The sequence below is a fragment of the Faecalibacterium sp. Marseille-Q0746 genome, from assembly GCF_017377595.1.
Lineage (GTDB): Bacteria > Bacillota > Clostridia > Oscillospirales > Ruminococcaceae > Faecalibacterium > Faecalibacterium duncaniae.
Window position 1 is genome coordinate 1 of the sequence record NZ_JAFREI010000022.1, and the last position, 13,035, is coordinate 13,035.

A 13,035-nucleotide genomic window follows, 5' to 3' on the forward strand; every position below is an offset into this window, starting at 1 on the left:
TTCCCATTCCGAACACAGAAGTTAAGCTCACTCGTGCCCAAGATAGTTCGCTGGAAACGGCGCGTGAAAATAGGTAGTCGCCGACTTAAACAAAACCCCTGAGGAAGAAATTCTTCAGGGGTTTGTTGTTTTTGTGCGGTATTTTCTTTCACCGGCAAAGAAATTGCCAAAAGTTTCTATTTTTGCTTGATTTTTTCGTGCATTATGTTATGATGATATTGGGGATGCTGGTTGGCCAATCCCATTCTATAATGATGTGTTATCTAGTGACCTCGGATCCGCTTATTCAACATTAGACAGAAGAAAGGAAATCAGAAAGGATTAAATTATGAAACGTGCAATACTTGTACTGCTTTCGGTTGTTCTGATGCTGGGTGTGCTGTGCAGTTGCAGCACCAACGATAAGGCTGCGGATGATTCGGTTCAGACTACCACCTCTTCTCACCACTCTGGTCATCATGCAGAACCCGGTGAACCAAACCATCATAAATAAATCGGCATAGATGTAGTCCGCCGACTTAAACAAAACCCCTGAGGAAGAGATTCCTTGGGGGTTTGTTTTTACCATTTTCCGAGAAAGAATATATGTTAGAGGATTGCAGACTGGACTAAAAACTGGTATTCTCAGAACAGAAAGGGGTGAGAATATGCGTTCGGACATGACACGCAAAGATTCAGCAATGTATTATGCGATAATGATAGTACTTTTTGTATTTTGCAGTATTGTATTTTATGTGCAGACACATTACCAGCATACCTCGGCAATCAGGCCGGAGGACGATTATAAGGGCAAGATACCGCAGCTTCATAGTAGCGAGGATCGGGATGATGACGGTGTAGATGACCAGTTAGATATTCTGAACGGTGCACTGGCCTATGTGAGTACACATCCAAAATACAAAAGCCGCTACTATGAGAACGGTTATCCTGACGATAATTACGGAGTGTGCACTGATGTAGTGGCTTATGCGTTGAAATATGCCGGATATGATCTACAAGTGCTTGTGGACGCGGATATCCGGGTACACCCACAAGATTATATGGTAGCCGAGCCGGATGCAAACATAGACTTCCGGCGGGTGCGAAACCTGAATATATTTTTTTCACACACAGCAGTTGCCCTGACCACAGATGTCTCAGAAATAGAAGCATGGCAGGGTGGCGATATTGTAATCTTCGAAAGACATATCGGCATCGTGTCCGACCGACGAAATAAAAATGGAGTGCCCTATATCATTCACCACAATGATCCATGGCAGATGGCCTACGAGCAGGACATTCTGGAAAAACGAACTGACATCGTGGGTCATTACCGAATTTCAAAATAAAAAGCGGTCCTACTGCACGGTTATGCACAATGCAGCAGGGGGGCATACTTTATTGGGCGGTATATCGGTTACGATACGGGCTTCTGCAGATAGTTCGCTGGAAACGGCGCGTGAAAATAGGTAGTCGCCGACTCAAGTGAAAGCTCTGAGATGAAAATCTCAGGGCTTTTTTGTTGTGTATTACCGAAATGCGAAGATACAGTTTGTTCAAACCGCGCATAGCGTACTGCTTGACAGACTGACTACTATGTAATACAATGTAGATAAGCTACAACGCATTGCATAGTAGATAGAAAGGAGGAAGCGGATTGGAAAATAATGCACAGCTGCTAAAGGGTGTATTGGAATATTGCGTGCTGCGGCTGATTGAAAAAGAACCAACCTATGGCTATGAAATAGTGATGCAGTTAAAACAGGTCGGTTTTGCAGAGATCAGCGAAAGCACGCTGTATCCGCTGCTTTTACGCCTGGAGCAGCAGGAGAAGGTGACAGTGGAGCGGCGACCTTCTCCCAAGGGACCAAGCCGGAAGTACTATGTGATCACCGAAAGGGGGACGGATTCTCTTTTGGATTTTCAACAGGAATGGAACCGCCTGTGCGGTTTGGTAGAAAAGATTTTTCGGGAGGATAGAAGATGAATAACTATTTCACCTTGCGAAGAGCGAACCGTCTGCGCGTAAAACTGCTCAACAGCAAAAGCCAGGAGCAAATCAGAGAGGTTATTCGATATCTGCGGCGTACCAGTTGGGATGAGTGCGGCGTAGAGCTGATATACAGTGACCTGATCGATATGGCGGTGCAGGCCAATGAGAATGGGCAGGAACTATTCAACGTGATTGAGGATGCAAAAACCTTTGCTGAGGAGGTTAAGTCAAGCCTTAAAACTTTGAGGACTGGAGATTATTTCTGGTTTGTGGCACCACTGTATTTCTTCTTTGGCTGGGGGATAGGGGGTCTGCTGCTGTATCCGGTGGTTCCGGACTGGGTGTTTGAACTCTCACTTGGGTATTTGATGCAGCTTGTGGTCTGCATAACTGCTTTTTGCTGGCTGTTCCGGAAGATGATGGAGCAGGCGGGGTTTCCGCCAAGCAAGCATCGTCTGAAATACTGCGGCTGGCTGGTGCTTTATATTGCAGTGCTGTATGCAACAGGTGCATTTTTTACACGGATCGCTGGAGCTTTTGTTTTGCTACGCCTGCCGATTTTGCCTTATGCCCTTTTCAGCCTCCTGCTGGGTGCGGGGTTGTATGGCATAAAATTTTGGAAGTATGGCAAAGATGAACGCTTGAGAGAACGTATCTGAATCCTCCTTATGATGCACGTCTGCCGGGCCGTGGAAAACGAGCTCATCCCTGACCTGAACAAAGTAAAGAAGCGCTTCATCCTCTCCCGGATGAGGCGCTTCTGTGCTTATAAATGATGAGTGCTTACTGCCCTCCGTGGCGGCGGGCTTCGGCGGCAAGCTCCTGCTGCAGCGCGGCCTTGCGATGGTCGAGCAGCAGGTCTTTGTTGTACCGGAAATAGCGGTCGCAGCCATTTTCGGTGATGAAGGCATGAGAAGCGGGGTTCAAGGTCAGCTCCGTGACGAACACCACCATCTCCTGGCTTTCGGCAAAGGCGTTCTCCATAAAGTCAAATGCAGCTTCCAGCGCGGCGCTGGCGGCTTCCTGTGCCTGATCCCGGGCCTCGGCAAGGGACTGGAACTGTGTGCGCAGGAGGTCAAAGGCGGGCTGTGTGCTCACCGAATTGGCGCGGCGCAGCTCCGCATCCCAGCTGCGGAGGGCGGCATACACCTGCAGGCGGGTATTCAGCGCGTCATGGCCCAGCAGACCGGCAGCACGCTGGCGCTGGGTCTCGGCATCATAGTCCGTGACCATCTGACCGAACAGGGTAAGCTCCCCATCCGGGATGTCTGCAGGCAGGGTGGAGAAGCCCTGTTTGGCCTCCCGCAGGAAGGCGTAGCAGGCATCGGCGACGGCATCGGCCTGCCGGGAAGCAGTGAACCGGGTGTTCAGACCGGACAGAATCAGACTGACCAGCGAGAGCCGTTCATCAAACGGTGCATTGAGCAGGCGGGCATAAACGGCAGGCTTGACCTGACCGGCCAGAATCTCCTCTACGCCGTAGTTATCACGATACTTATAATAGAGATCAAGATAGGCAGAGAAGTCCTCTGCGATCTTCTGGTGCTGGAGATACTGCCGGATGAGTGCTTCATCTGCCTGCAGGCCCAGCGATTCATAGGTGTCCAGCAGGTTGGACAGATCCTCCCAGCCGCGGGCAGTGACGAACTGTGTGCCGTCCACGTCGGCGTTGATCTGGTAGAAGTTCTGGGGATGCAGATCGAGGTAGCTCAGGATGGCACTGTGGATGTGGGCTGTGCGGGCGTAATCTTTCCATACCTGCAGGTCGGGCTCAATGTCCATCCGACGGACACGATCCAGCGTGACGATATCGAAATCGCGGACAGATTTGTTATACTCCGGCGGGTTGCCTGCCGCCACGATGACCCAGCCGGCAGGCACTGCCTGGTTGCCGAAGGTCTTGCACTGCAGGAATTGCAGCATGGTGGGGGCCAGCGTCTCGGAAACGCAGTTGATCTCGTCGATGAAGAGGATGCCCTCTTTCAGGCCGGTGGCTTCCATCTTGGCGTAGACACTGGAAATGATCTCGCTCATGGTGTATTCGGTCACAGAGACATCCTTGTCGCCATAATGGCGCTGCCGGATGAAGGGCAGGCCCACGGCGCTCTGGCGGGTGTGGTGGGTGATGGTGTAGGCCACCAGTGCCACGCCGCACTCCCGGGCGGCCTGCTCCATGATCTGGGTCTTGCCGATGCCCGGAGGGCCCATCAGCAGGATGGGGCGCTGCCGGATGGAGGGAATGGCATACTCGCCCAATGCGTCCTTGGCCAGGTAGGCTTTGACAGTGTGTTCGATCTCTTCTTTGGCGCGTTTGATATTCATAAGTTCACATCCTCACGAGTTGTTTAATTCACGGTAAGGGTCGTCCTCTTCGGCCAGCGCGTCGGCCAGTGCCGATGCGGCCCGGGCCGTTGGCCCTGAAAATTCATCCTCATCCAGAACCACCTTCATGGCCCAGGGGGGAACGTTGGCATCATCGAATTTTTCGCCCAGGAACAGGAACGCGGTGTCGTAGGCCGGGCGGCGGGTCGGGTAGGTGCCCATGCCATCGGTAAAATAGAGCAGGCCCCGCAGGTTGGAGAACTTCTTCTCGGCGCAGAGCTGGTTCACATATTCAAAGGCAGGCCGGAAATCGGTGCCGCCGCCGCCCCGCAGCTCAAAGTGGTTCATGGCATGGATGAGCTCGTCTTCGTTACGGATGAGCAGATCCTGCCGGATGGCGTTGTCTGCCTGAATGAGATGCAGGTTCATCCGGTGGAAGAAGTTCTCCCGCCCTTTCAGCAGGGTGTAGGTTTCGGCCAGAAAGGCCCGTACCAGCTCGCCGGAGGTGGAGTAGCTGGTGTCAATGACCAGCGCCAGCTCCTCGATCTTCTTGCTTTCCCGGGTCTCCAGGGGCTCGATCAGGGGCATGTTACCGTAGACCGACAGGCCGTAGGTGTAGAAGTTCAGGTCGAACTCATCCGGATCGAGGTGGACCTCCTCCCGGGTCACGCAGAACCGGCGCAGGAAATCCTGATAGCTCCGGCGGCTGCGGTTGGCGGCCTTGACCTGCTGCTTCAGGGCATCGGCACCGTCACCGGCTTCCTTGTCCCGCAGGTCCAGCTCGGTCTGCATCCGCTCACCGATCTTCTGCCACGTCTTCTGGGGCAGGGGCGTGGGCATCTGCTGGGGCTGCTCGGGGGCATCCTTGGGCCACAGGCGGTGGTCATCGGTGTAGAATTCCCGCTCCAGCTGGCGCAGAATGCCGGGGGTCTGGCCCGCCAGCCACCGGTAAGCCGGGGCAGCGGCCACCACCCTGCCCTCCGCGGCAATGGCGGCGTAGGCGTTCTGGCGCACCCAGGTCAGCGGGCGCTTGACACTGGAACGATTCAGATTGTCCAGCACATTCTCCACGGCGATATCGCAGGCCAGATTCCACAGCCGGGCATCCCGCTTGCCCTTGAGCCAGAGATGCCGGAATACGCAGTGGAATACCGTGTGCAGATACAACCGATTGAGATATTTTGGGTTCTCCTGGTAAAGCCGCAGCAGGGCGCTGGGCTGATAATAGAGGTTCACACCGTCTGTGGCCAGCACACCGCACCGCTCGTCCGGTACCGGGGTCAGGGCACTGAGCGCCATATCCAGAAAGCGGAAGTCGAGGTACAGCCCGCTGCGCACCACAGCCAGCACCTCGCCACCCATCCGGGCCTGCCACTCCTCATGGGTCTCAGGCCGTTTGGATGCAAAGGGCTTGCGGGGGTCGAAGAATTTTTCTTTTTCAGAAATCAAAATCATACCTCCGCTTCTTCGGGGCGGAACCCCTCTTTTTGTGCTCTGCGTCGGCCAGCAGTGCAGCGGCAGCTGCGTTGTCTGCCTTGGCGGCAAGCGCCGCGCCCTCAGCAAAGGCAGCAGCATCCAGCACATCCAGCGCCAGCAGATCCTTTATGCTGTCGGTATCCTGTGCCTTCAGCAGGCGCTGGAGCACAAGGCCGGTGTGAGCGGCCAGAAATTCACGGTAGGGGGCCTTTGCCTTTTCGGTCAGGTTCCATGGCCAGCGCAGGCGGTCAAAGCAGAGCATGGCTGCCACGCCCTGATCCTCGGCAGCGTGGCCGTCCGGGAAGATGGCATCATATTCTGCGGAAAGGATTTTTCCATCCAGAAAACACTGTCTGTAATGGTACCCCTGCCCCGAAAAGGTGTGAAGCAGGATGTGGGCGGGGCTTTCCTCTACGTCCTCCCAGTAGGCGGGGTACCATAGCCCTGCCCGGGGACGCGCCTCGCCCGGGAGCCAGAACAGTGCCCGCACGGCTTCGGTGATGTTGTTCACAAGGGCGAACAGGCCGGTCTTTTCCTCGGGAGCGGCCCGGACAAGGAGGTCTGCCAGCGCAAAACAGTTCAGGAACACGTCGCTGCCCACGGTCAGATCTCCGGCTCCCACACTGAGCCGCCGCAGCCTGCGGCAGTTGTAAAAGGCGCAGCTGCCGATGACCTGCAGGCTGTCCGGCAGGATGACCTCCTCCACGAAATTGCCGCACACCGGGTGCAGCTCCTCCGGGGCAGCAGCCCCTTCCCCGAAATCGAGGTCATAGCGGCCATGCCGTCCGGTCAGGTCGCGGCCAAAGGCCTGCACAAGGGTGCAGGTGCCGTCCGGGCTGACTTCATAGCGGCAGAGCGCATCGGCCCCGGGCAGGCTTCTGGGCTTCTCGGAGAAGCAGTAGTCCCCCAGCTCGGTGATGGCCAGCACCCCGCCCTCCGGGCCCGGTACGCTTGCGGGAAGGGCCGCACAGGGCGCGTCGCCGTAAACACGGGTCAGGCGGGCGGTGTTCTTCTGTAACGGGATGATATCGATAAACATAGGGTCTCCTAACAAAAAAACTGCTGCACGGGCAGAGCCGTGCAGCAGTTGGGAGGGATGCGGTTACTGTGCGGCCTGTGAAGAAGCGGTAGAGGCGGCCGCATTGTCGGCAGCTGGAACCGTGCCGGTATTGGCAATATACAGGCTGAGGAACACACCCATGATGAGGGTGGCAACAGCCATCAGGATCGCATTCCGGATCAGATGCTTTTTCATCTGTTTGTACTCCTTTGAAAGGATTTACTTTGCAGGCTTGAAGCTGTCGCGCAGAGTGACCACGCGGTTGTACACGCCGGGGTTCTTGCTGTCCGGGGTGAAGAAGCCGGTGCGGACAAACTGGAACTTCTCGCCGGGCTTGGCATCCTTCAGGCTCTCTTCCAGCTTGCAGCCCTTGCGCACCACAACGCTCTCGGGGTTCAGGTAGTCCTTGTAGTCGCTGCCCTCGGGGATGGCGTTCATGTTGGACTCGGTAAACAGCTTGTCGTACAGGCGGACTTCAGCATCCACAGCGTGGTCAGCGCTGACCCAGTGGATGGTGCCCTTGACCTTGCGGCCATCTGCGGGGTTGCCGTTGCCGGTCTCAAGGTCGGCGGTGCAGTGGATGGCGGCGATGCTGCCGTCGGGGTTCTTCTCCACGCTCTCGCACTTGACGATGTAAGCGCCCATCAGACGAACCTCGCCGCCAATGGTCAGGCGCTTGAACTTCGGGGGCGGCACCTCGGCAAAGTCCTCGCTCTCGATCCACAGCTCGCGGGTAAAGGCGACCTTGCGGGTGGAGGCATCGTTGGCTTCGCGGTTGGGGTTGTTGGCCACGTCAAAGAATTCAGTTTTGTCGGCGGGGTAGTTGTCCACGACCAGCTTCACAGGGTCCAATACGGCGATCCGGCGCTGGGCGGTCAGGTCCAGCTCACTGCGGATGCAGGCTTCCAGCTGACGCATGTCGATCAGGTTGTCGGACTTGGAGATGCCGGCCTCCCGGACAAAGGTGAAGATGGAGGTGGGGGTGTAGCCGCGGCGGCGCAGGCCGCACAGGGTCGGCATCCGGGGATCGTCCCAGCCGTCCACGATGCCCATTTCCACCAGCTCGCGCAGGTAGCGCTTGCTCATCACGGTGTTGGTCATGTTCAGGCGGGCGAACTCGCGCTGCTTGGGGAACTCGGTGCCAAAGATATTCTCGATGACCCAGTTGTACAGGGGACGATGATTCTCGAACTCCAGGCTGCACATGCTGTGGGTGATGCCCTCAATGGCATCCTGGATGGGATGCGCAAAATCGTACATGGGGTAGATGCACCACTTATTGCCCTGGCGGTGGTGTTCAGCATACTTGATGCGGTAGATGGCCGGGTCACGCATGTTCATGTTGGGGCTGGCCAGGTCGATCTTGGCACGCAGGGTCTTTTCACCCTCCTGGAACTCACCGGCACGCATCCGGCGGAACAGGTCCAGATTCTCCTCCGGGGTGCGGTCACGCCACGGAGAGGGACGGCTGGGCTTGCCGGCATCGGCACCACGGTACTCGCGCATCTCGTCACGGGTCAGGTCGTCCACGTAGGCCTTGCCCTCCAAGATGAGCTTCTCGGCGTACTCGTAGCACTTGTCAAAGTAATCGCTGCCATAGAAGATGCCGCCGTTGGGGTCAGCGCCCAGCCAGTGCAGATCCTCAATGATGCTGTTGACATACTCCTCACCTTCGCGGGCGGGGTTGGTGTCGTCCAGGCGCAGGTTGAACTTGCCGCCATACTGGTTTGCGATGGACCAGTTGATGTAGATGGCCTTGGCGCTGCCGATGTGCAGGTAGCCGTTGGGCTCCGGCGGGAAGCGGGTATGGATCTCGCTGATCTTACCCTCGGCCAGGTCAGCATCGATGATCTCCGTCAAAAAGTTTTTATCTGCCATAGTGGTTTCCCCCTTGGTTTCAGGGCATCGCAGCCCGGAATTACACTTTCTTTCAATACACTTTATAATACACCATTTTTGGCTCTGCTTCAAGGCAAAAATACAAAGTAAGGGTGGTTTTTGGTGCCCCGGGCAGATTTCCGCATTCTGTGCACTTGACGAATGCACAAAAAAAGGGTATAGTATGGTAGTATTCATTTTTACGGGGTGTTGCGCAGTTGGTAGCGCGCCTGCTTTGGGAGCAGGAGGCCGCGAGTTCGAGTCTCGCCACTCCGACCATGCAGAGTGTCCTTATAGGATCTGAGTATCCTGTAATGGACACTCTGCTTTTTTATGTAGAGAATGGTGAAACGCCGGAGATGTCGCTGCTCACCCGTTCCCGCAGGCACAGCAGCTTGACCTTATGCTCGGTCAGCAGGGCGATGTACTGCTTTGTCATGCCCCAGTCCCGCCCTATACGGTCAAGGCTGCTTATCAGCACCACATCCACCTTTCCGGCAAGAACGGCCTCTATCACTTCTTGCAGAGCCGGACGGTCCAGGGTCATTCCAGAGCCATGCTCGGCGGCAGCACCAACGATGGTGTACCCGGCTTGTTCCGCATAGCGGCGAAGCTCCTTGGCCTGCCGTTCCAAAGAAAAGCTATCATCGTGAGCGACGCGGCAATAGAAATAGGCTTTCATCGTGTCGTACCGCCTGTCCCTCATGTTCCAGCATGACCGCCTCTGCGTCGGTCAGCGCAGGCTCGGGAGCGGGCTGCTCCGGCACGACGGCATTTTCTACCGCAGGAGCGGGAGCCTCGGCGGGCGAGGCTGCCTCGGGAATGTTTTTCTTATCATCTGCCATTTGCAAACCTCCTTTTCGTGGCATGAAAAAAGCCAGTCCGCAGACTGGCCGGGTGAAAGTGACCTCCCTTCATGGTTTTATATATGAAAACGCCGCTCGTTGTCCTGTTGGGCGGCGTTGACATCAAGAGTGGTGACAAATTTTCAATTACCTGATATACTTTAACAATCAAGTTATAAGGATGGTGCAATTATGAGTGAGTTAGTTCCTGCACTTAAAAATACTCTATTTTCTTCTACCCACGGAGTCGTTGGCGAATATGTTGAACTTGGGATTGACGCACTTTTAGAAAGCGAGGCATTAAAAGGAATTCCCGTTGTCAACACTATTGCAGCTATTTGTAAAACAGGGTATAACCTTCACGAACGCAATCTTATAAAGCAAACCCTTACATTTATTTCAGAATTTAATTCCGGGAGTATTCCCCAAGAGAAATTAGACGAACATCGCAAAAAACTTGATGCAGATCCTAAAGAGGCTGAAAAAGAACTTAGTCGGGTGCTTATAATTTTAGGGAATCAAATAGATGAAATCCAATCCAAGGTTTTAGGCAGTTTTTATGCTTCCTATGTAAAAGGAGCTATTTCTTGGGAAAAATTTTGCGAATTGACAGAAGCAAATCGGCGAATGTTTATTAGCGATTATGCTCTTTTATTTGAAGCTGCTATCAAAGGTGGATTAAAAATTCAAGGTAGAGAATTATATCAAGTTGACCGATTGATTTCGTTAGGACTGTTGCAAAACCAAAATCGACTTGGTGGCAATGTGTGGATGGAGATTACAGATAATCCAGATAAGCAGAATGATATAATCGTTACATCCTTAGGGATGACATTCTACCATAATGCGCCAAGCACATTAAAAATGGATATATAAGAACACCGCCCGTTGTCCTGTTGGGCGGCGTTGTTCTCGTCATTTTGAATTTTTAGAATAAATACCTCTTGCCGACTGCCAGCAAACCGTTGATATATCTGCGTTTTCTGAAATCCTATAATTACACTCCGACCACAAGAAAAGCCACGATGAACCGTTTATAAATGCGGTTTTGTCGTGGCTTTATTTGTTGTATAAATGCTCTGAAAACACTGGTTTGTGCGTCTTTTGTGCGTTATTGGCGCAAAAACTGCTGACAGAACAGACAGAGTTGAACCGTGAACTTTGTACAGCTTTACACTGTTCAACAAGGACGAAAAGCGCTATATTGTTTATGGGGCAGAATAGGCATTTTATAACAGCCCCGCCGGAAAAGAGGTTGAATATGCTGTCTGACGCGAAGAAAAAGGCAAATGCCAAGTGGGACAAGGCCCATATGATGATTTTGGGCTGTAAGGTCCGTAAGGATTTTGCGGCCCAGTTCCGGGAGGCCTGTACCGCAGCGGGGACCACCCCCAACGCTGTTCTGAAACAGGCAGCGGAACAGTTTTTGAAAGAACACGCGGTATCAGAGGGGAAAACCGCCGTGGAAGAATGCGCATAATATCCATACGAAAGGACAGGTGCAACATGAGTACAAGAGAATTGGCAAGAACCCTGCTGGACGAGATGCCGGATAATGATTTAATCTATCTGGTGGCGTATATGCAGAGCTTAAAGGCTCTTAAGGATGCAGAAATTCCCAACGTCAAGACACAAGCGGCGATTGATGAAGTGGACAGCATGATTAGAACCGGCGAGGGAGAACACTTTGAAGGCTCTACCGCTGACTTCTTCGCTCAACTGGCGGCGGAGGGCTAATTCGTGCTCCAATATGCAGCAAAGCCAAAAAGGCACGCTGATCCGTTGGAGACCAGCGTGCCTTTTTGTATTGTTTCTGTCATTTAGATGATATAATCATTCCCCGCCTGATCTGGTGCGGCAAGGTCGGCCAGAGTGATCTTGCCAAAGTAGTCGGCGATCATGTCGTTCAGGCCCTTCCACATCGTATAGGTGCGGCAGTTGGGCAGCCGCTCGCAGGCGGGAGCACCGGGCACAAGGCAGCTCACGGGGGCAAGGCTGCCCTCGGTCAGCAGCAGGATCTCTGCCACGGTGTACTGGTCGGGGGTGCGGGTCAGCCGGTAGCCGCCGCCCTTGCCGCGCAGACCTTCCAGAAAGCCGTTCTGCACCAGCACCTTCAGGATGTTTTCCAGATATTTTTCCGAGATCTCCTGCCGTTCGGCGACCTCCTTCAGCGGCACATACCGCTCCGCCTGGTGTTCGGCCAGGTCGATCATTACGCGCAGTGCATAACGGCCCTTGGTTGAAACGATCATAGCTTTTCTCCTTATCACCCCCTCAGACGCTTTGCGCCAGCGGCCCAGTCAGGGGCGGCAATGCGCAGGCATGGATGGTGGGGCTGTCCTCTTCTCATTAACAAACCTATTATACAACAGGGTTTGTAACTTTTCAATCGCTTTTTCGTTTTTCCATTGACAAAGGGGAAAAAGAGGACTATAATACCATCAAACCTACAAACCGTGTTGGTTTACAGGAAATATGGTTTGCGTCAGAATAACATCCCGGGCCCTGCGCCCGCAGAGGGAGGACTTTTACTATGAGCAAGATTTACACTTCCGCAGATCAGCTGATTGGCCACACTCCGCTGCTGGAGCTGACCCATATTGAGAAGGAAGCAGACCTGAAGGCCACCGTTCTGGCCAAGCTGGAATACTTCAACCCCGCCGGCTCTGTCAAGGATCGCATTGCCAAAAAGATGATCGACGATGCCGAGGCCACCGGCAAGCTGAAGCCCGGTTCCGTGATCATTGAGCCTACCTCCGGCAACACCGGCATTGGTCTGGCCGCTGTGGCCGCTGCCAAGGGTTACCGCATCATCATCGTGATGCCTGAGACTATGAGCGTGGAGCGCCGCCAGCTGATGAAGGCTTACGGCGCAGAGCTGGTCCTGAGCGAGGGCGCAAAGGGCATGAAAGGTGCCATTGCCAAGGCGGATGAGCTGGCAAAGGAGATCCCCAACGCCTTTATCCCCGGCCAGTTCGTGAACCCTGCCAATCCGCAGGCACACATCGAGACCACCGGCCCTGAGATCTGGGAGGACACCGATGGTCAGGTCGATCTCTTTGTGGCTGGCGTTGGCACCGGCGGCACTGTTACCGGCGTGGGCAAGTACCTCAAGAGCAAGAACCCCAATGTCAAGGTCGTGGCTGTGGAGCCTGCCTCCTCTCCTGTGCTGAGCAAGGGCGTTGCAGGTGCGCATAAGATCCAGGGCATCGGCGCGGGCTTTGTGCCGGATGTGCTGGATACCAAGGTCTACGATGAGATCATCACCGTGACCAATGAGGATGCCTTTGCGACCGGCCGCCTCATCGGTCACAAGGAAGGCGTTCTGGTGGGTATCTCTTCCGGTGCAGCGGTCTGGGCTGCGCTGGAGCTGGCAAAGCGCCCCGAGAACGCAGGCAAGAAGATCGTTGCTCTGCTGCCCGATACCGGCGACCGTTATCTGTCCACCCCGCTGTTTGCTGAATAAGCTGTAACCCCAAAGC

15 protein-coding genes, 1 tRNA gene and 1 rRNA gene are annotated in these 13,035 nt (G+C 54.5%); 9 read left to right on the forward strand and 8 right to left on the reverse strand.

Going from position 1 to position 13,035, the window contains the following annotated elements:
- From rrf to J3351_RS11770, 4 genes are all read left to right on the forward strand, one after another.
- Positions 1–86 (forward strand): 5S ribosomal RNA (gene rrf, locus J3351_RS11755); the annotation flags it as partial.
- Positions 87–647: 561 nt separating this feature from the next.
- The gene (locus J3351_RS11760; protein WP_207697806.1) at positions 648–1,328 is read left to right on the forward strand and encodes a DUF1287 domain-containing protein; all 681 of its coding nucleotides are present in this window, start codon (positions 648–650) and stop codon (positions 1,326–1,328) included.
- A 308-nt stretch (positions 1,329–1,636) separates the two neighbouring features.
- Positions 1,637–1,966 (forward strand): PadR family transcriptional regulator, encoded by a 330-nt coding sequence (locus J3351_RS11765; RefSeq protein WP_005936428.1) that lies wholly within the window; start codon positions 1,637–1,639, stop codon positions 1,964–1,966.
- A complete protein-coding gene (locus tag J3351_RS11770; protein ID WP_156069899.1) occupies positions 1,963–2,631 on the forward strand; it encodes a hypothetical protein in 669 nt (222 codons plus the stop codon). The genes J3351_RS11765 and J3351_RS11770 overlap by 4 nt, the downstream gene beginning before the upstream one ends.
- A 124-nt stretch (positions 2,632–2,755) precedes the next feature.
- On the opposite strand, the gene J3351_RS11775 is transcribed toward J3351_RS11770, so the two are convergent.
- The 5 genes from J3351_RS11775 to J3351_RS11795 form a co-directional block, all read right to left on the reverse strand.
- On the reverse strand, positions 2,756–4,294 hold the full coding sequence (locus J3351_RS11775; RefSeq protein WP_207697807.1) for an AAA family ATPase: 1,539 nt from the start codon (positions 4,292–4,294) through the stop codon (positions 2,756–2,758).
- Positions 4,295–4,306: 12 nt separating this feature from the next.
- On the reverse strand, positions 4,307–5,749 hold the full coding sequence (locus J3351_RS11780) for a VWA-like domain-containing protein (RefSeq protein ID WP_207697808.1): 1,443 nt from the start codon (positions 5,747–5,749) through the stop codon (positions 4,307–4,309).
- Positions 5,733–6,809, reverse strand: a complete 1,077-nt coding sequence (locus J3351_RS11785) for a leucine-rich repeat protein (protein ID WP_207697809.1) — start codon at positions 6,807–6,809, stop codon at positions 5,733–5,735. The genes J3351_RS11780 and J3351_RS11785 overlap by 17 nt, the downstream gene beginning before the upstream one ends.
- A 63-nt stretch (positions 6,810–6,872) precedes the next feature.
- On the reverse strand, positions 6,873–7,025 hold the full coding sequence (locus J3351_RS11790; protein ID WP_005936439.1) for a hypothetical protein: 153 nt from the start codon (positions 7,023–7,025) through the stop codon (positions 6,873–6,875).
- Positions 7,026–7,049: 24 nt separating this feature from the next.
- The gene (locus J3351_RS11795) at positions 7,050–8,708 is read right to left on the reverse strand and encodes a glutamine--tRNA ligase/YqeY domain fusion protein (RefSeq protein WP_207697810.1); all 1,659 of its coding nucleotides are present in this window, start codon (positions 8,706–8,708) and stop codon (positions 7,050–7,052) included.
- A 203-nt stretch (positions 8,709–8,911) separates the two neighbouring features.
- Between J3351_RS11795 and J3351_RS11800 the strand changes: the two genes are divergently transcribed.
- Positions 8,912–8,987, forward strand: a tRNA-Pro gene (locus tag J3351_RS11800).
- Positions 8,988–9,039: 52 nt separating this feature from the next.
- Here the strand turns inward: J3351_RS11800 and J3351_RS11805 are convergent.
- Together J3351_RS11805 and J3351_RS11810 are read right to left on the reverse strand one after the other, a co-directional pair.
- A complete protein-coding gene (locus J3351_RS11805; RefSeq protein ID WP_207697811.1) occupies positions 9,040–9,390 on the reverse strand; it encodes a recombinase family protein in 351 nt (116 codons plus the stop codon).
- A complete protein-coding gene (locus tag J3351_RS11810; protein ID WP_207697812.1) occupies positions 9,353–9,553 on the reverse strand; it encodes a hypothetical protein in 201 nt (66 codons plus the stop codon). The genes J3351_RS11805 and J3351_RS11810 overlap by 38 nt, the downstream gene beginning before the upstream one ends.
- Positions 9,554–9,745: 192 nt before the next feature.
- Between J3351_RS11810 and J3351_RS11815 the strand changes: the two genes are divergently transcribed.
- From J3351_RS11815 to J3351_RS11825, 3 genes are all read left to right on the forward strand, one after another.
- Complete coding sequence (locus J3351_RS11815; RefSeq protein ID WP_207697813.1) at positions 9,746–10,429, forward strand: hypothetical protein; 684 nt, start codon at positions 9,746–9,748, stop codon at positions 10,427–10,429.
- 385 nt (positions 10,430–10,814) lie between these two features.
- The gene (locus J3351_RS11820; RefSeq protein ID WP_117477396.1) at positions 10,815–11,033 is read left to right on the forward strand and encodes a hypothetical protein; all 219 of its coding nucleotides are present in this window, start codon (positions 10,815–10,817) and stop codon (positions 11,031–11,033) included.
- Between the two features lie 26 nt (positions 11,034–11,059).
- Positions 11,060–11,290: a hypothetical protein gene (locus tag J3351_RS11825; RefSeq protein ID WP_207697814.1), complete on the forward strand. Its 231-nt coding sequence runs from the start codon at positions 11,060–11,062 to the stop codon at positions 11,288–11,290.
- An 83-nt stretch (positions 11,291–11,373) separates the two neighbouring features.
- On the opposite strand, the gene J3351_RS11830 is transcribed toward J3351_RS11825, so the two are convergent.
- A complete protein-coding gene (locus tag J3351_RS11830) occupies positions 11,374–11,805 on the reverse strand; it encodes an Rrf2 family transcriptional regulator (RefSeq protein WP_005936443.1) in 432 nt (143 codons plus the stop codon).
- 281 nt (positions 11,806–12,086) lie between these two features.
- On the opposite strand from J3351_RS11830, the gene cysK reads away from it, so the two are divergent.
- Positions 12,087–13,019: a cysteine synthase A gene (cysK, locus tag J3351_RS11835; protein ID WP_005936447.1), complete on the forward strand. Its 933-nt coding sequence runs from the start codon at positions 12,087–12,089 to the stop codon at positions 13,017–13,019.
- Positions 13,020–13,035 lie beyond the last annotated feature (16 nt).